The organism is Elioraea sp. Yellowstone, from assembly GCF_006704265.1.
Classification (GTDB): domain Bacteria; phylum Pseudomonadota; class Alphaproteobacteria; order Acetobacterales; family Acetobacteraceae; genus Elioraea.
On record NZ_VIKA01000020.1, the window covers coordinates 18538 to 35702 of the forward strand.

17 protein-coding genes are annotated in these 17165 nt (G+C 72.0%); 8 read left to right on the plus strand and 9 right to left on the minus strand.

What is annotated here, in order from left to right; genetic code table 11:
• The first annotated feature begins 17 nt into the window (after nt 1-17).
• The 6 genes from recG to FK498_RS05180 all read left to right on the plus strand — a co-directional run bounded on the left by recG (nt 18) and on the right by FK498_RS05180 (nt 7459).
• Nucleotides 18-2102: an ATP-dependent DNA helicase RecG gene (gene recG, locus FK498_RS05155; RefSeq protein WP_141852224.1), complete on the plus strand. Its 2085-nt coding sequence runs from the start codon at nt 18-20 to the stop codon at nt 2100-2102.
• A 106-nt stretch (nt 2103-2208) separates the two neighbouring features.
• Nucleotides 2209-3177 carry an ABC transporter ATP-binding protein gene (locus tag FK498_RS05160; RefSeq protein ID WP_202614747.1) on the plus strand — a complete coding sequence of 323 codons (969 nt, stop codon included), beginning with the start codon at nt 2209-2211 and terminating at the stop codon, nt 3175-3177.
• Between the two features lies 1 nt (nt 3178).
• Nucleotides 3179-3913 carry an ABC transporter permease subunit gene (locus FK498_RS05165; RefSeq protein WP_141852226.1) on the plus strand — a complete coding sequence of 245 codons (735 nt, stop codon included), beginning with the start codon at nt 3179-3181 and terminating at the stop codon, nt 3911-3913.
• 12 nt (nt 3914-3925) lie between these two features.
• On the plus strand, nt 3926-5902 hold the full coding sequence (locus FK498_RS05170) for a GldG family protein (RefSeq protein WP_141852228.1): 1977 nt from the start codon (nt 3926-3928) through the stop codon (nt 5900-5902).
• Nucleotides 5903-5933: 31 nt separating this feature from the next.
• On the plus strand, nt 5934-7016 hold the full coding sequence (locus FK498_RS05175; protein ID WP_141852230.1) for a DUF4340 domain-containing protein: 1083 nt from the start codon (nt 5934-5936) through the stop codon (nt 7014-7016).
• Nucleotides 7016-7459 (plus strand): NUDIX hydrolase, encoded by a 444-nt coding sequence (locus tag FK498_RS05180; RefSeq protein ID WP_141852232.1) that lies wholly within the window; start codon nt 7016-7018, stop codon nt 7457-7459. Before FK498_RS05175 ends, FK498_RS05180 begins: the two co-directional genes overlap by 1 nt.
• Before the next feature lie 94 nt (nt 7460-7553).
• Here the strand turns inward: FK498_RS05180 and FK498_RS05185 are convergent, their stop codons facing one another.
• The 9 genes from FK498_RS05185 to FK498_RS05225 form a co-directional block, all read right to left on the minus strand.
• Nucleotides 7554-8960 (minus strand): sigma-54 dependent transcriptional regulator, encoded by a 1407-nt coding sequence (locus FK498_RS05185; protein ID WP_141852234.1) that lies wholly within the window; start codon nt 8958-8960, stop codon nt 7554-7556.
• Nucleotides 8961-9012: 52 nt separating this feature from the next.
• Nucleotides 9013-9309 (minus strand): hypothetical protein, encoded by a 297-nt coding sequence (locus FK498_RS05190; RefSeq protein ID WP_141852236.1) that lies wholly within the window; start codon nt 9307-9309, stop codon nt 9013-9015.
• A 16-nt stretch (nt 9310-9325) separates the two neighbouring features.
• Entirely contained in the window at nt 9326-10330 is a 1005-nt protein-coding gene (gene msrP / locus FK498_RS05195; RefSeq protein WP_141852238.1) for a protein-methionine-sulfoxide reductase catalytic subunit MsrP, read from the minus strand.
• Between the two features lie 204 nt (nt 10331-10534).
• Entirely contained in the window at nt 10535-10948 is a 414-nt protein-coding gene (locus FK498_RS19705; RefSeq protein WP_141852240.1) for a hypothetical protein, read from the minus strand.
• A 55-nt stretch (nt 10949-11003) separates the two neighbouring features.
• Nucleotides 11004-12017: a cytochrome d ubiquinol oxidase subunit II gene (locus tag FK498_RS05205; RefSeq protein ID WP_141852242.1), complete on the minus strand. Its 1014-nt coding sequence runs from the start codon at nt 12015-12017 to the stop codon at nt 11004-11006.
• A gap of 13 nt (nt 12018-12030) precedes the next feature.
• Nucleotides 12031-13365, minus strand: a complete 1335-nt coding sequence (locus FK498_RS05210; protein ID WP_141852244.1) for a cytochrome ubiquinol oxidase subunit I — start codon at nt 13363-13365, stop codon at nt 12031-12033.
• Entirely contained in the window at nt 13365-13964 is a 600-nt protein-coding gene (locus FK498_RS05215) for a GbsR/MarR family transcriptional regulator (protein WP_161988320.1), read from the minus strand. Before FK498_RS05215 ends, FK498_RS05210 begins: the two co-directional genes overlap by 1 nt.
• A gap of 259 nt (nt 13965-14223) precedes the next feature.
• Nucleotides 14224-14679, minus strand: coding sequence for an MmcB family DNA repair protein (locus tag FK498_RS05220; RefSeq protein WP_141852248.1), 456 nt, complete (start codon nt 14677-14679; stop codon nt 14224-14226).
• A 4-nt stretch (nt 14680-14683) separates the two neighbouring features.
• Nucleotides 14684-15424 (minus strand): GntR family transcriptional regulator, encoded by a 741-nt coding sequence (locus FK498_RS05225; RefSeq protein ID WP_161988321.1) that lies wholly within the window; start codon nt 15422-15424, stop codon nt 14684-14686.
• Between the two features lie 134 nt (nt 15425-15558).
• On the opposite strand from FK498_RS05225, the gene FK498_RS05230 reads away from it, so the two are divergent.
• A complete protein-coding gene (locus FK498_RS05230) occupies nt 15559-15846 on the plus strand; it encodes a UxaA family hydrolase (RefSeq protein WP_141852252.1) in 288 nt (95 codons plus the stop codon).
• Nucleotides 15843-17033 carry a UxaA family hydrolase gene (locus FK498_RS05235; protein ID WP_304598708.1) on the plus strand — a complete coding sequence of 397 codons (1191 nt, stop codon included), beginning with the start codon at nt 15843-15845 and terminating at the stop codon, nt 17031-17033. Before FK498_RS05230 ends, FK498_RS05235 begins: the two co-directional genes overlap by 4 nt.
• Nucleotides 17034-17165 lie beyond the last annotated feature (132 nt).

Below are 17165 nucleotides of genomic sequence, written 5' to 3' on the forward strand. Positions count from 1 at the left end.
TCCGCCCCTGTCAGCCCGTGAGCCGCCCCGAGATCCTGCATCCCCTGTTCGCCGCCCTCGCCTCGCTGCCCGGAATCGGGCCGAGACGCGAGGCGCTGATCGCGCGGGCGGTCGGCGGGACGCGGGCGATCGACCTGCTCCGGCACCTCCCCGAGGGGGTGATCGACCGCACCGCCAGGCCGCGACTCGATGCGGCGATGCCGGGGCGGGTGGCGACGCTGGAGGTGACGGTGGTCCGCCGGCGCGAGCCGCGCAGCGACGCCGCCCCCTGGGTGATCACGGTCGAGGACGGTACGGGCGAGCTCGACATCCTGCTGTTCGGCCGCGGCGGGGTGCGCGCCGAGCAGCTTCCGGTGGGCGCGCGGCGGTTGATCTCGGGCGAGCTCAAGCTCGACCGTGGCCGGCTGGTGATGCCGCACCCGGACTTCATCCTGCCGCCCGAGCGGGCGGGCGAGCTGCCGGCGATCGAGCCGGTCTGGCGCCTGACCGCCGGGCTGAGGCCCTGGGAGATGCGGCGTGCGGTTGCCGCGGCGCTGGCCACGCTCCCCGACCTGCCCGAATGGGCCGACCCCGCGCTGGTGCGGCGCGAGCGTTGGCCCGGCTGGGCGGAAGCCGTGCGCGCGGTCCACCACCCGGACTCCGAGGCGGCGCTCGCGCCCGAGCATCCGGCGCGCGCGCGCCTCGCCTATGACGAATTGCTCGCCCAGCAGGTCGCGCTCGCGCTCTCGCGCCGGCGGTTCCGCACCCTGCGCGGCCGGGCACTCGCCGGCGATGGACGGCTTCGTGCGGCCGCCCTCGCCGCATTCGGCCATGCCCTTACGCCCGCGCAGGCGACCGCGCTCGCCGAGATCGACGCCGATCTCGCCGCTCCTGTACGGATGCTGCGCCTGCTGCAGGGCGATGTCGGCGCGGGCAAGACGATCGTCGCCCTGCTCGCGATGCTGCGCGCGGTCGAGGCGGGGGCGCAGGCGGCGCTGATGGCGCCGACCGACCTGCTCGCGCGCCAGCACCATGCGACCATCGCCCGACTGTGCGAGGCCGCCGGCGTGCGCGCGGTGCTGCTGACCGGCCGCGAGAAGGGCCGCGCGCGCGAGGCGGCACTCGCCGCGCTGGCCGACGGATCCGCCGCGATCGCGATCGGCACGCATGCGCTGTTCCAGGAGGCCGTCGCGTTCCGCGACCTGGCGCTGGCGGTGATCGACGAGCAGCACCGCTTCGGCGTGCACCAGCGGCTGCTGCTCGGTGCGAAGGGCGGCGAGGTCGACGTGCTGGTGATGACGGCGACCCCGATCCCGCGCACGCTGCTGCTGACCGCCTGGGGCGACATGGATGTCTCGCGCCTGACCGGCCGCCCGCCCGGCCGCCGCCCCGTCGTCACGCTCGCCAAGCCCGCCGCCAAGATCGCCGAGGTGGTGGAGGCGGTGGGGCGGCGGATCGCCGCCGGCGCCCGCGTCTACTGGGTCTGCCCGCTGGTCTCCGAGAGCGAGGAGACCGACCTCGCCGCCGCCGAGGCGCGCCATGCCGATCTCGCGCGCCACTTCCCGGGCCGCGTGGGGCTCGTGCACGGGCGGATGAAGGGCCCCGCCAAGGACGCGGCGATGGCCGACTTCGCCGCCGGGCGGACGGCCATTCTCGTCGCCACCACGGTGATCGAGGTGGGCGTCGACGTGCCGGCGGCATCCGTGATCGTGATCGAGCACGCCGAGCGCTTCGGCCTCGCCCAGCTGCACCAGCTCCGCGGCCGGGTCGGGCGCGGCACGGAGCCGTCCTATGCGCTGCTGCTCTACGACGAGAAGCTGACCGAGACCGCCCGCCGGCGGATCGAGACGCTCTCTGCCACCGATGACGGCTTCGCGATCGCCGAGGCGGATCTCGATCTGCGCGGCGGCGGCGAGGCGCTGGGCACGCGCCAGTCCGGCCCGCCGCAGTTCCGGCTCGTCGAACTGCCGGCGCACAGGGACCTGATCGCCATGGCGCGCGACGACACGGCGCTGCTGCTCGAGCGGGATCCCGACCTCGCCTCGCCGCGCGGGGCGGCGGTCCGGCTCCTGCTCCATCTGTTCGAGCGCGAGGCCGTGATCGGCACGCTCAGGGCCGGCTGACCTGGCGGGGTTGACCCTCCGCCCCGTGCGTGGTCCACCCCGGGGCCTTGATCGGCCCGGCGGGACGTCTACATCGGCGCGCGCCGGCAGTTCCGAGGGAGGCCTGATGGCAGCGATGATCGAGGCCGAGGGGCTGGAGAAGCGCTTCGGTCCCGTGCTTGCGGTGGACGACGTCTCGCTCGCGGTCGCGCGCGGCGAGGTGCTGGGCTTCCTCGGGCCGAACGGTGCGGGCAAGTCCACCACCATGAAGATGATCGCCGGGTATCTCACGCCGACGCGCGGTACCGCGCGGCTCTGCGGCCACGACGTGCTGGAGGATCCGGTGGCGGTGAAGCGCTGCCTCGGCTACCTGCCGGAGGGCGCGCCCACCTATCCCGACATGACCGTCACGGCCTTCCTCGACTGGGTCGCGGCGATCCGGGGCTTCGCCGGTGCCGAACGGCGCGCGCGCGTCGAGCGCGCGATCCGGCTCACCGCGCTGCACGACGTGCTCTTCTACCCGATCGAGGCGCTCTCGAAGGGCTACAAGCGACGCGTCGGCCTCGCCCAGGCGCTGCTGCACGACCCCGAGGTGCTGATCCTCGACGAGCCGACCGACGGGCTCGATCCGAACCAGAAGCACGAGGTGCGGCGGCTGATCACGGCGATGGCGCCGGAGAAGGCGATCATCATCTCCACCCACATCCTCGAGGAGGTCGAGGCGATCTGCACCCGCGCGGTGGTGATCGCGCGCGGCCGCGTGGTCGCCGATGCGACACCGATGGCGCTCGCCGCGCGCAGCCGCTGGCACAACGCCGTCACCGTGGTCGTGCCGGCCGAGCGCGGCGAGGCGGCGGCCGCGGCGCTGCGCAAGGCGGACCGCGTCGGCGCGGTCGAGGTCGCGGCGCGCGGCGCGGACGGCGCGGTCGCGCTCTCCGCCCTGCCACGCGACGGGGGGGCCGGCGACGGTGCGCTGCTGGAGGGGGCGGTGCGGGAGGCGCTCGCCGCCGCGGGGATCGCGCCGAGCGAGATGTTCATCGAACGCGGCCGGCTCGACGAGGTGTTCCGCGACCTGACGATGCGCGAGGCGGCCTGAGATGCGCACCATGCTGATCGTCGCACGGCGCGAGCTCGCCGCCTACTTCGCCACCCCGGTGGCGTATGTCTTCATCGTCATCTTCCTGGTGATGCTGGGCGCGCTGACCTTCCAGGTCGGCAACTTCTTCGACCGCGGCCAGGCGGATCTCGCGCCGTTCTTCACCTTCCTGCCCTGGCTCTACCTGCTCCTGATCCCGGCGATCACGATGCGGCTCTGGGCCGAGGAGCGGCGATCGGGCACGATCGAGCTCCTGCTCACCCTGCCGGTGGCGATGTGGCAGGCGGTGGTCGGCAAGTTCCTCGCCGCCTGGGCCTTCGCCGCGATCGCGCTCGCGCTGACCTTTCCGATGGTGATCACGGTGAACGTGCTGGGGACGCCGGACAACGGCGTGATCCTCGCGGGCTATGCCGGGGCGCTGCTGATCGCCGGCTGCTACCTCTCGATCGGCGCGGCGCTGTCGGCGACCACGCGCAACCAGGTGATCGCCTTCGTGCTGGCGACTGCGGTCTGCTTCGCCTTCACCGTGTTCGGCAGCCCGCTGGTCGCGGGCTTCGTCGCCGAGGCGGTCCCGGCTTCGGTGCTGGACGCGGCGCAGCGCGTCAGCCTGATCAGCCGCTACGAGAGCATCACGCGCGGCGTGATCGCCGTGCGCGACCTCGTGTTCTTCGCCACCTTCATCGGCTTCTGGCTCTACGCCAACGCCGTGATCGTCGATCTCAGGAAGGCGGGCTGAACGATGGAAGGCATGCCCAGCGCGACCCCGGCCGGGACCGCCGCCGCGACCCGGGCACCGCGCGCCGCGCCGCCGCGCCGGCTCCTCTCGCTCGCCGGCCTGCTCGCGGCCCTGGTGCTGGTCGTCGGCATCAACGCGCTCTCCGAGGCGTTCCTCGGCCGCTACCGGATCGACCTGACCGAGCAGCGTCTCTACACCCTCTCCGACGGCACGAGGACGGTGCTGCGTTCCATCCCCGAGCCGATCACGCTCCGGCTCTACTACTCCTCGCGGCTCGGCAAGGAGATCCCGGTCTACGCAGCCTATGCCACACGCGTGCGCGAGCTGCTGCACGAATACGCCGCCCTCGCCGACGGGCGGATCCGGCTCGAGTTCTACGAGCCCGAGCCGTTCAGCGACGTCGAGGACCGCGCGATCGCCTACGGGCTGCAGGGCGTGCCGGTGGACCAGTCGGGCGAGCAGGTGTTCTTCGGCCTCGCCGGCACCAACCTGCTCGACGAGGAGAGGATCATCCCGTTCTTCCAGCCCGAGCGCGAGCGGTTCCTGGAATACGATCTCACGCGCCTGGTCTACGAGCTCTCCAACCCGCAGCGCCCGAAGGTCGGCGTGATGACCGGGCTGCCGGTGAACGGCGAGATGCGCGGGCCGATGGGCCGACCCACCGCCCCGTGGGCGGTGATGACGCAGATGCGCCAGTTCCTCTCGGTGCAGGACGTGCCGCTCGATGCCGCCGAGATCCCCCCCGATATCGGCGTGCTGATGGTCGCGCACCCGCAGAACCTGGCCGAGAAGACGCAGTACGCGATCGACCAGTTCGTGATGCGCGGCGGCAAGCTGATGCTGCTGGTCGATCCGCACTCCGAGGCGCAGGCCGCGCGCCCCGGCCCGGGCGGGGTGCCGAACCGCGACACCGCCTCCGACCTGCCGCGCCTGCTCGAGGCCTGGGGCATCGCCTATGACAAGGACAGGGTCGCGGGCGACCTGCGCGGCGCGATGCGCGTGCGCGCCGGCGAGCGCGACCGGATGCAGGCGGTCGACTACGTCGCCTGGTTCACCGCCTCCGGCCCCGACCAGATCAGCCGCGACAACCCCGCGACCGGCCGGCTGAACCAGGTCACGGTGGCCTCCGCCGGGTTCCTCGCCAAGCGCGACGGCAGCGCGATCGAGTTCGAGCCGCTGGTGACCACCTCGCCCGAGGCCGCGCCGATCGAGGCGGCGAAGGTGCGGACCGAGCCGAACCCGACGCAGATCCTCGCTGAGTTCCGCCCCGGCAACGCGAAGCTCGTGCTGGCCGCGCGGATCCGCGGCGAGGTCGCCTCGGCCTTCCCCGACGGCCCGCCCGCACCGCCCGAGGGCGAGCAGGCGCCCGAGCGCAAGGAGCCGCATCGCGCACGCTCCGAGGGACCGGCGAACATCGTCGTGATCGCCGACAGCGACATTCTCGAGGACCGGTTCTGGGTGCGGGTGCAGGACTTCTTCGGCCAGCAGGTCGCCACGCCCTTCGCCGACAACGGTGCCCTGGTGATCAACCTCCTGGATGCGCTCTCGGGCTCGGATGCGCTGATCGGGCTGCGCAGCCGCGGCGAGAGCCGCCGGCCGTTCGAGCTTGTCGACGAGATGCGCCGGCGCGCCGAGGCTGAGTTCCGCGCGCGCGAGCAGGCGCTGCAGAAGCGGCTGGAGGAGACCGAGGCGAAGCTGCGCGAGTTGCGCCGCGGCACGGGCGACGGCGGCCGGGCCGATCCGGTGCTGACGCCCGAGCAGCGCGCCGCGATCGAAGAGGCGCGCGCGGACATCCTCGAGACGCGGCGCGAGCTGCGCGCGGTGCAGCGCGATCTGCGCCGCGAGATCGAGGGGCTGCAGACCACGCTCAGGCTCGCCAACATCGTCGCCGTCCCGCTGGTGGTGGCGCTGATCGCGATCGCGCTCGGCATCTGGCGCATCCGCCGGCGCGCGCGCCGGGCGGAGGAGCCGCGCGAGGCGACGGCATGAGCGGCCGCAGGGCGAGGAACGGGAGGCGCGGATGAAGCGGGCGAGGCTGCTGCTGTTCGGTGCTGCCGCCCTGATCGGCGCAGCGGCGATCGCGGTCGTGGCGTTGCAGCGCCCGGCGCCGATGCGCGAGGCGGCGATCATCGACGCGCCGGTTTTCCCGGACATCACCCCGCGGCTGGCCGAGGCGCAAAGGATCGAGCTGCGCCGCCACGACGGCGCGGTCACGCTGGTGCGCAAGGACGGCGCCTGGGTGATCGCCGAGAAGCACGACTATCCCGCCCGCGCCGAGCGCGTGCGCGAGGTGTTCACGGGGCTTGCCGAACTGCGCCTGGTGGAGGAGCGCACCGGCAATCCCGAGCTGTTCGCGCGCCTCGGCCTCGAGGACGTCACGGTCGCGGGCGGCACGAGCCAGCTCCTCGCGGTGAAGGACGGCAGCGGCGGCACGATCGCCGAGCTGATCGTCGGGCGGCGCCGGATCCGCACCGCCGGCAACCTGCCCGAGGCGATCTACATCCGCCGCCCGGGCGAGAGCCGCACGTATCTCGCCGAGGGGTCCTTGCGCGTCGATACCGATCCGCTGCTCTGGGTCGAGCGCGAGGTGCTCGACATCAAGCGCCAGCGCGTCGCCCGCGTCACCACGCGGCGCGAGGGTGCGGAGCCGGTGACGGTGGTGCGCGCCGATCCCGCCGCCGAGCAGGCGAGCGTCGCCGATCCGCCCGAGGGGTTCCGCCCCGAACAGCACAAGGTGGACGACCCGCCACGCGCACTCGAATGGTTCAGCTTCAACGACGTCCGCCCGGCGGCAGAGCTCGCCGCGGCCGAGATGCTGGGCGAGGCGCGCTACGTCACCTTCGACGGGCTGCGTCTTGCCATCCGCGTGGTCAAGGCCGACGACAAGCGCTGGGCGATCGTCTCGGCGGAGTGGGCCGAATCCGACGCGCCCCTGGCCGGAAACCTGCCCGAGCAGATCCGCACGCCGGCGGCTGCGCGCGAGGAGGCTGAGCGGCTGGCCCGCCACCTCGGCCCCTGGGCCTTCCAGATCGCCGACTGGAAGGCCGACGTGCTGACCTACCGGCTCGAGGATCTGCGCGCGGCGGCGGAGAACCCCTCCTGATCGCGCGCGACTACCCGACGCTGCCGCGCGTCGGCGTCGGCGTCGTGCTGCTGCGCGGCGATGCCGTGCTGCTGATCCGCCGCGGCCGTCCGCCCAGGCTCGGCGAGTGGTCGCTGCCCGGGGGCGCTCAGGAACTTGGCGAGACGGTGGAGGAGGCGGCACGGCGCGAGCTTGCCGAGGAGGTCGGGCTTGCCCCGTCCGGCCGGCTGGTGCTGCTCGACGTGATCGACAGCATCCAGCGCGATCCGGACGGACGCGTCCGCTTCCACTGGACGCTGATCGACTTCGCCGCCGAGGCGGGCCCGGGCGAGCCGGTGCCGGGCGACGACTGCGCCGGTGCGGCCTGGGTGCCGCTGGCCGACGCCCTCGCCGATCCCGCGCTCTGGCGGCGCACGCGCGAGGTCATCCAGCGGGCGAGCCGCCTGCCGCGACCGATCGGCTGATACCCTCCGCACAAAGGCTCGACCTTTGTGCGGAGGGTATCGCGCGCGGGGCTGGTGGGGCGGCCGGGCGTAAAGCGACGCCGGTCCTCGCCCGCTACTCCGCCACCTCCGCCGCCGTCCCCTGCCCCCAGGACGCGCGCTTGCGGTAGATCGTCGAGGGACTGACGCCGAGATGCGCGGCGGCGCGCGCGATGTTGCCGCCGCAGAGCGCGATCGCGCGTTCGATCGCCTCGCGCTCGATCTCGGCAAGCGGCCGGATCAGCCGCGCCTCGGGCATCGGCTCGACCGCGTGCTGCGGCACCGGCACGGCCCTCTCCGCCCGGCCGCCCTGCACCTGCGGCGGCAGCATCGCCCGCTCCAGCAGGTCGGCATCGTGCAGCACCACAGCGGTGCGGATCGCGTTCTCGAGCTCGCGCACATTGCCGGGCCAGGCATGCGCCAGCAGCGCCTCACGCGCGTCGGGGGCGAGCCCGCGGAAGCGCTTGCCCTCCTCGGTCGCGAAGCGCGCCAGGAACGCCTCGGCGATGCGCAGGATGTCCTCGCCGCGCTCGCGCAAGGGCGGCAGCGTGACCGGGATCACGTGGAGGCGGTAGTAGAGATCCTCGCGGAAGCGGCCCTGGCGCACTTCCGCCAGCGGGTCGCGATTGGTGGCGCAGACGAAACGGACATCCACCTGCTCCTCGCGCGGCGAGCCGACGCGCTGGAAGCGCCCGGTCTGGACGAAACGCAGGAGCTTGCCCTGCAGCGCGAGGTCGAGCTCGCACACCTCGTCGAGGAAGAGCGTGCCGCCATCCGCCTCGCTCGCCGCGCCGGCGCGATCGGCGAGCGCGCCGGTGAAGGCGCCGCGCACATGGCCGAACACCTCGGACTCCATCAGCTCGCGCGGAATCGCCGCACAGTTGAGCGCCACAAAGGGTTTGTCGCGGCGCGGCGAGAGGCGGTGGATCGCCTCGGCCGCGAGTTCCTTGCCGGTGCCGCTCTCGCCGGTGATGAACACGGTCGCACGGCTGGCCGCGGCGTTCTCGATGATGCGGTAGACCGCCTGCATCGCCGGGGCGGCGCCGATGAAGCCCGCGAAGGTGGTGCGCTCGGCCGCCTCGCGCAGGAGCGCGAGATCGCGCGCGAGTCGCCGCCGCTCAAGCGCGTTCGCGACCGTGACGCAGAGCCGCTCCCGCGCGAAGGGCTTGGCGAGGAAGTCGGTCGCCCCCTCCTTCATCGCCGCGACGGCGACCGCGACCGAACCGTGCGCGGTGATCACGATCACCTCGGGCTTGGGCTCGTGCATCCGGATCTCGCGCAGGAGCTCCATGCCGTCGGCATCGGGCAGGTTGAGGTCGAGCAGCACAGCATCGAAGCTGTGCGCAGCGAGGGCGGCGCGCGCCTCCTGCCCCGTCGCCGCATGGAGCAGCGTCCAGGGCGTGTCGCGCAGGTAGGCCCGGTAGACCTCCGCGAGCGAGCGCGTGTCCTCGACCAGCAGAATCGTCGCGCGATCGCCCGTCAAACCGCCCCTCCCCACCCAGCCGCGCGACCCTAGCGCCGCGGGCGACCGGAAGTCACGCGCCCCGCGCACGCCCCAGGATGATGAGCATCAGGCCGAGGACGACCAGCACCGGCCAGGCAGGCCAGGTCAGCACGACCTGGATTCCGTGTTCCCAGAGCCCGGGCGAGAGACGACGCTGCACTCCCGCCTGCAGCATGTTCAGCGAGGCCGGATCGATTTCGTACCAGATCTGGCCCAGCGGGATGAAGCGATGCGTCGGCCCCTGCAGCAGCATCAGCGCCTCGCGCCCGAGCGGCCAGAGCGCGGCGAGCACCAGCATGCCCCCGATCAGGCGCAGGATCAGCCGCATCGCGCCTCCCGGCCGCTCATGCGAACAGCCGCTCGCCCTTTAGGCCCTCGTAGAGATGCGCGACGAACGCGCCGTAGCCGTTCCAGATCTGGGTCGGGCGGCGCTCGCCGGTGCCGAGCATGCGCTCGACCGCCTGGCTCCAGCGTGGATGCGGCACCTCGGGATTCACGTTCGCCCAGAACCCGTACTCGTTCGGCTGCAAGGTCTCCCAGAAGCTGACCGGACGGCGATCGGTGAAGGTCATGCGCACGATGCTCTTCGGCTGCTTGAAGCCGTACTTCCACGGCGTGATCACGCGCAAGGGCGCACCCATCTGCGGCGGCAAGGGCTTGCCGTAGATGCCGGTGACCATCAGGGTGAGCTCGTTGGTCGCCTCCTCGATGGTCAGCCCGTCGGTATAGGGCCAGGGATACCAGGACTGGCGGAAGCCGGGCGCGACCTTCGCGTCCTGGAACGACTGGAACACGACATACTTGGCGCCCGCCTGCGGTTCGGCCCAGCGCACGAGCTCGGCGAGCGGGAAGCCCGTCCAGGGCACGGCCATGGCCCAGGCCTCGACGCAGCGAAAGCGGTAGGTGCGCTCCTCGAGCGGGAAGCGGCGGATCAGCGTGTCGATGTCGACCGTGCGCTCGGCCGCCACCATGCCGTCGATGCGCAATGTCCAGGGACGGAGCTCGAGCCGCTGCGCGGCCTGCCAGATGGTCTTGTGGCTGCCGAACTCGTAGAAGTTGTTGTAGATGATGGCTTCGCGCGCCTCGGTGATCGGCCGGTCGAGCGTATACCGAGCCGTGCGGGTGGCGGGGTAGAGATCGCGCGTCGGATCGTTGGCGGCCTGGGCCTCCCACCACGCCACCGGATCGCGTCCCTGGCCGAAGGCGTCGCGCAGCGCATGGCCGCCGGCCGCGATCGCGCCCGCGCCGAGGGCAGCGCCGGCGAGGAGCCGGCGGCGGTCGAGCGCGACGGCTTCGGGCGTCAGCCGGCTCGCGGGCAGCTCCCAACCGCGGCGGCGATGGATCGGCATGGCGTCTTCCTCCTGCGGACCTCTCCCCTATCGCTGCCGCGCGCGGCGAGGTGTCCTCACATCGCCTTGAGCAGGTTCTCATACCAGCCCGCCGAAGGTTTGACCTTCGGCGGGCTGGTACGGGGTCATGTTCGCGCGCGGCCGCCCCACCAGCCCCGCGCGCGATACCCTCCGCACAAAGGTCGAGCCTTTGTGCGGAGGGTATCAGGGCCGGAGCGACGGCTTGGCATCGGCGGGCGCGGGCGATGCCTCCTCGGACGGGGGCGGCTCGGGCAGCTCGACCAGCCGGTAGCCGCGGACCCGCATGCAGAACGCCGTCAGATCCTGCACCGCCTCGAGCCGCGAGACGCTCCAGCCGGGATGGTAGCCGAAGCCGAGGCCCCAGCCCGGCCACCACGGGCGCGGGCCGTACCAGCCGCCGAAGCCGAGGCCGAGGCCAAAGGCATAGGCCGGCGAGCGGTTCACCTGCGCGACCGCCTGCTGGTGGCATTCCCGCAGCTCGGCCTCGGAGGCGGGGGTGCCGTCCGAGTCGCGCTGCCAGACCAGCGGCCGGCTCGCGCAGCCGGCGAGCAGCGCGGCGGCGAGGAGCGGCATCGCCCAGGGACGGAGACGCGACATGATGCGAGCCTACTGCACGGTCGTGTCGCGATCATGGCCGCTCGCGCGGTTGCGATCAGTGGTAGTGCAGCTCGCGCGCCTTGCCGCCGAACACCAGCCAAGCCAGCACCGTGTAGGCCAGGATCACCGGCAGCACGATCAGCGCGCCGACCAGGATCAGGGTCAGGCTCTCGGGCGCGGCGGCGGCCTGGTAGACGGTGAGCTGGTCGGGCACGACGTAGGGGTAGAACGACCAGGCGAGCCCGGCGAAGGAGAGGCAGAACAGCGACGTCGCGCCCCAGAAGGGCAGGTTGCGCAGCGCATCCCTCGGCAGCGGCATGTGGCCCAGCAGCGCGTGCAGGCCGAGGATCAGCGCGCCGGTCGCGAGCGGCAGCGGCGCCAACAGCACCACATTCGGGAAGGCGAACCAGCGGGCGAAGATGCGCTCGCTGGTGAGCGGCGTGGCGATCGAGACCGCGACGATGCCGCCGGCCACCGCCCAGAGCCCGCTCCGCGCCCAGGCGATCGCGCGGCGCTGCAACGCCCCCTCCGTGCGCCAGACCAGCCAGCATGCGCCGATGAAGGCGTAGGCGACGGCAACCCCAAGCGCCGAGAGCAGGGCGAAGCCGAGCGCCGCCGGCGCGGCATCGAAGCCCAGCACGTAGCGGCCGAGCATCCAGCCCTGCGACAGCGCCGCCGTCAGCGAGCCGGTGAAGAACAGCCGGTCCCAGCGCCGCTTGTCGGCCGGATCCTCGGCCTTGGCGCGGAACTCGAAGGCGACGCCGCGCAGGATCAGCCCGGCCAGCATCAGCGCCACCGGCAGATAGAGCGCGGTCAGGATCACGCCATGCGCGGTCGGGAAGGCGACCAGCAGCAGGCCGATGCCGAGCACGAGCCAGGTCTCGTTTGCGTCCCAGAACGGCCCGATCGAGGAGACCATCCGGTCGCGCTCCTCGGGCGCGCGCGTGGCGGCGAGCAGGATGCCGACGCCGAGATCGAAGCCGTCCAGCACCACATAGAGCAGCACCGAGAGGGCCATCAGCCCGGCGAAGACGAGCGGCAGCACCTCGGGGGGCAGGAACGGCGTCATGGCGCGTCCTCCGTCATGCCGGCTGCGGCACGGCGCGGTGATCCCCGGCCGCGCCGTACTCGCCCTTGCGCGCGAGCCGGTAGAGCGTCGCCACATAGGCGATCAGCAGCCCGGCATAGAGCACGAGATACATCGCGAGGGTGAGCCCGATGCTGCCGGCCGGCACCGGCCCCGCCGCCTCCGCCGTGCGCAGCACGCCGGTCACCAGCCAGGGCTGGCGGCCGATCTCGGTGACGTACCAGCCGGCGAGCGTGGCGACCCAGCCGGAGAAGGTCATGGCGACGAGGCCGCGCAGATACCACCGCGGGAGGTCGCGCCGGCGCCAGAGCAGCCAGGCGCCGGCCAGCCCGAGGCCGATCATCAGCGAACCGATCCCCACCATCGCGCGGAAGGCGAAGAACACCGGCGCGACGGGCGGATGCTCGCCCACGAAGTCGTTGAGGCCGGGCACCACGCCGTCGGCGGAATGGCGCAGGATCAGGCTGGCGCCGTTCGGGATGCCGATCTCGAAGCGGTTCTCGCGCGCGGCCTCGTCCGGGATCGCGAACAGCAGCAGCGGCACATTGCCCCGCGTCTCCCAGTTGCCCTCCATCGCCGCGATCTTGGCGGGCTGGTGCTCGAGCGTGTTCAGCCCATGCAGGTCGCCGACCACGAGCTGCGTCGGCGCCAGCACGGCGGCCATGACGATGCCCGTGCGCAAGGCGGCCGCGACGCCGCCCGAACGATCGCCGCGCAGCCAGCGCCACGCCGACAACCCGGCGAGCAGAAACGCGACCGTCAGCCCCGAGGCGATCAGCATGTGTGCGAGCCGGTAGGGCATCGAGGGGTTGAAGATGATCGCCCACCAGTCGGTCGCGTGGGCGACGCCATCGCGCATCTCGAATCCCTGCGGCGTATGCATCCAGGAATTCAGGACGAGGATCCAGAACGCGCTCATCGAGGTGCCGACCGCCACCAGCAGCGTGGCGAGGGTGTGCAGCCATCCCGGCACGCGGCTCATGCCGAAGAGCATGATCGCGACGAAGGTGGCCTCGAGGAAGAAGGCGGTCAGCACCTCGTAGGCGAGGAGCGGGCCGGCGATGTTGCCGACGGCGTTCATGAAGCCCGGCCAGTTGGTGCCGAACTGGAACGACATCGTGATCCCCGAGACCACGCCGAGGGCGAAGGAGAGCGCGAACACCTTCACCCAGAAGCGGTAGGCGTCCATCCAGCGCGCCTGCCCCGTGGCGTTGAAGCGCAGCTTGAAGAAGAGCAGCACCCAGGCGAGCGCGATCGTAACGGTTGGGAAAAGGATGTGGAAGGAGATGTTCGCGGCGAACTGGATGCGGGCGAGCAGGATCGGATCCATCACGGGCTCTCCTTGGTCCACTGGCTCTCCGTCGTCGCGGCAGGGCGTGCGGGCTTGGCGAAGGCAACCACCCGGTCCGCCGTCTCGAGCAGCCGCGTCACGCCCGCGCCGAGCCGGAGCAGCGCGGCCAGCCGCTCGTTGGGCAGGCGCTTCACCTCGTCGTACCAGCCGGTCAACTGCTCGATCATGGCGTGCATCGCCCGGATGCGCGCCTGGGCGTGCCGCTCGTCCTCGCTGCCGGGCGACTGCATCAGCAGTTCCCGCAGCACCGTCAGGGTGGGATCGATCTCGCGCTTCTTCCGCTCCTCCGCGAGGGTGCGGAGGATCACCCAGACATCGTCGGGGGTGGTGAAGTGGTCGCGCCGGTCGCCGGGCAGGTGGCGCAGCAGGACGAGGTTCCAGGCCTGGAGTTCGCGCAACGCCATCGAGACGTTGGAACGCGACACGCCGAGCGCGGCGACGATCTGGTCGGCGTTCAGCGGCTCGGGGCTGAGATAGAGCAGGGCATAGACCTGGCCAACGCTGCGGTTGATGCCCCAGCGGCTGCCCATCTCGCCGAAATGGAGCACGAAGGCCTGGACGAGAGGGGGAAGGGTCATGCGGATTCCTCGGGCGGATCTGCACGGAGCGTTATTTCAGGAATTTCTGGAACTCCATATGTGACGATCGGCCCGCCCGGCAAGAGCCTGGGTCCGGTTCGCAGTCCGCGATGCATTCTGAGACCCGCCCCGCAAAAAAAGGAGGAGCGGCACGCGAGTGCCGCTCCCCAAGGCAAGGTTGAGGAAGGCTTAGCTGCCGCCGGCGGGCGAGCCCGCCAACGGCATCCGCGAACACAGCACGCCGCGTGCCAAGTCCGGCTCAGCTCTCGCCGGCCGCATCCGCCAGGCCGGCAGGATCGAGCAGCCCCTCGAGCCGCCGCGCGGCGAGCCGCGCGAAGCGGCCGAGCAGGGCCCGCCGTCGCGCCGGGGCGAGCGGATGATGGGGTGCCTCGCGCAAGACCGCACCGCCATAGGCATCGGCGACCAGCAGCCCGGCATCCTGGGGCAGCAGCACATGCGGGAAATCCGGGTCGACCGCGAAGAACAGCCGGTCGCAGAAGGCGCGATACTCGGGCCACTTGGCGTCGGCGAGGAAGTCGCGCGCGCAGGACTTCACCTCGACGACGGCGAAGCTGTCGTCGGGCGCAAGCGCCAAGAGGTCGGCACGCCGCCCGTGCGGCAGCACGACCTCGCGCAGCACCGCATGACCGAGCGCGGCGAACACGCGCGCGGCACCTTGGGTCACCGCCGCCGTGCGCAGCGCCGACGCGTCCATCGCGCTACTCGATCGCGACCGCATAGTCGAGCCGCGCGGCGCGGCTGACGCGGTGCTCTACCGCCACGCCGTCGAGCCCGAAGGCGATGCGCCTGATGCGCAGGATCGGCATGCCCGGCGCGACGCCTAGGCTGCGCGCGACCGCGGCGGAGGCGGCCTCGGGCGAGATCCGGTCCTCGGCGCGGGCGACGGTGATGCCGCAGTCGCGCTGATAGAGCACGTAGAGCTCCTCGGCGAGATCCTGCCCCACCGGCACGTCGAGCCGCGCGAAGAGCGGCAGCGGCAGCGCGATCGTCTCGTGGACGACCACACGTCCTGCGGCACGCCGCTCGCGGGTCAGCGCCAGCACCGGTGCCGCGGGCGCGAGGCCGAGCGCACGCGCCTCCTCGGCGCGCGCGGCGCGTGCGCGCGCCGCAAGCACGCGCCCCGTCGGCACGATGCGCGCCCCGTCAGGCCCGACCAGGCGGAAGAAGCGGAAGCGCGCGCGGTCGGAGCTGTGGCGCAGCACGGCGGTGCCGCGGCCCTGGCGCCGTTCGACCACGCCGGCCTGCACGAGCTCGTCGAGCGCGCGGCGCACCGTGCCGAGCGCGACGCCGAGGCTCGCGGCAAGGCGCTGTTCGGAGGGCAGGTAGTCGCCCGGCAGCCACTCGCCAGCGACGATCCGCCCGAGCAGGTGGTCATGCACCTGCTGGTAGAGCGGCCGCGCCGTCACGGCCGGCCCCGCGCGCGGGAGGTCCTCAGGCATCATTGGTCTTATAAATGACCTATGACCCGGTTGACAGGGGAATGTGGCCGCGCGCAGGATGCCGCGGCGCCGGGCAAGGGGCAGGCGCCGCGCCGGCCATCGCCGGCCGCAGCGGGAGAGAACCAGGATCACGCATGAGCGCGCCGCACTTCCTCGTCCATGATCATGCCGACAATGTCGCCGTCGCCGTGCAGGAGGGGATCTCCGCCGGCCAGAAGGTGACGCTCTGGGTGATGGACACCGACGAGACGATCGAGATGACCGCGCTTGACCCGATCCCGCTCGGCCACAAGATCGCGCTCAAGGACTTCGCGCCGGGCGACACGGTGATCAAGTACAACAACGATGTCGGCCGCATCGTCGCCGCCGTGAAGAAGGGCGGCCACGTGCACACCCACAACATGAAGACCAAGCGCTGGTGAGCGGAGCGACCCCGATGAACGTCTCGAACCTCTCCTTCATGGGCTACCGCCGCCAGAACGGGCGCGTCGGCATCCGCAACCACGTGATCATCCTGCCGGTCGACGATCTCTCGAACGCCGCCGCCGAGGCGGTGGCGAACAACATCGCCGGCACGCTCGCGATCCCGCATGCCTACGGGCGGCTGCAGTTCGGTGCCGATCTCGATCTCCATTTCCGGACCCTGATCGGCACCGGCCGCAATCCGAACGTCGCCGCGGCCGTCGTGATCGGCATCGAGCCGAAATGGACCCAGCGTGTCGTCGACGGGATCGCCGCCACCGGCAAGCCGGTCGAGGGCTTCTACATCGAGACCTACGGCGATCTGAAGACGGTCGAGCGCGCAAGCCGCGTGGCCGCCCAGTTCGTCAAGGACGCCTCCGAGCTCCAGCGCGAGCAGGCTTCGCTGAACGAGCTCTGGGTCTCGACCAAGTGCGGCGAGAGCGACACCACCTCGGGCCTCGGCTCCTGCCCCACCGTCGGCAACTTCATCGACAAGCTCGACCCGCTCGGCATCACCTCCTGCTTCGGCGAGACCAGCGAGCTCACCGGCGCCGAGGAGGTCTGCGCCTCGCGCGCCGCCTCCGACGAGGTGCGCGAGAAGTTCCTCGCCACCTGGCGCGCCTATGACGAGATGATCAAGCGCCACAAGACGAACGACCTGTCCGAGAGCCAGCCGACCGCCGGCAACATCGCCGGCGGACTCACCACGATCGAGGAGAAGGCGTTCGGCAATCTGCAGAAGATCGGCAAGAAGACGCGCTACATCGACGTTCTGACGCCGGCGGAGGAGCCGAGGAAGGGCCCCGGCCTCTACTTCATGGACACCTCCTCGGCTGCGGCCGAGTGCGTCACGCTGCAGGCCGCCGCCGGGTTCGTGGTGCACCTGTTCCCGACCGGCCAGGGCAACGTGATCGGCAACCCGATCGAGCCGGTGATCAAGATCACCGCCAATCCGCGCACCGCGCGCACCATGCCCGAGCATATCGACCTCGACGTCTCCGGCCTCCTGCGCCGCGAGATGAACATGGACGAGGCGGGAGACCGGCTGATCGAGCTTACGCTCCGGGTCTGCAACGGCCGCATGACCTGCGCCGAGGCGCTCAAGCACCGCGAGTACTCGCTGACGCGCCTCTACCAGAGCGCCTAGGGTCGCGGGGGGGGGGCGGGGGGCCCCCCCCCCCCCCCCCACAAAGGGGGGGGAGAAACCCCCCCCCCCCCCCCGGGGGGATAAGGGTGTGGAGCCAGTAAAAGAAAGGGCCCGACAGGGGGTGGGGCCCCC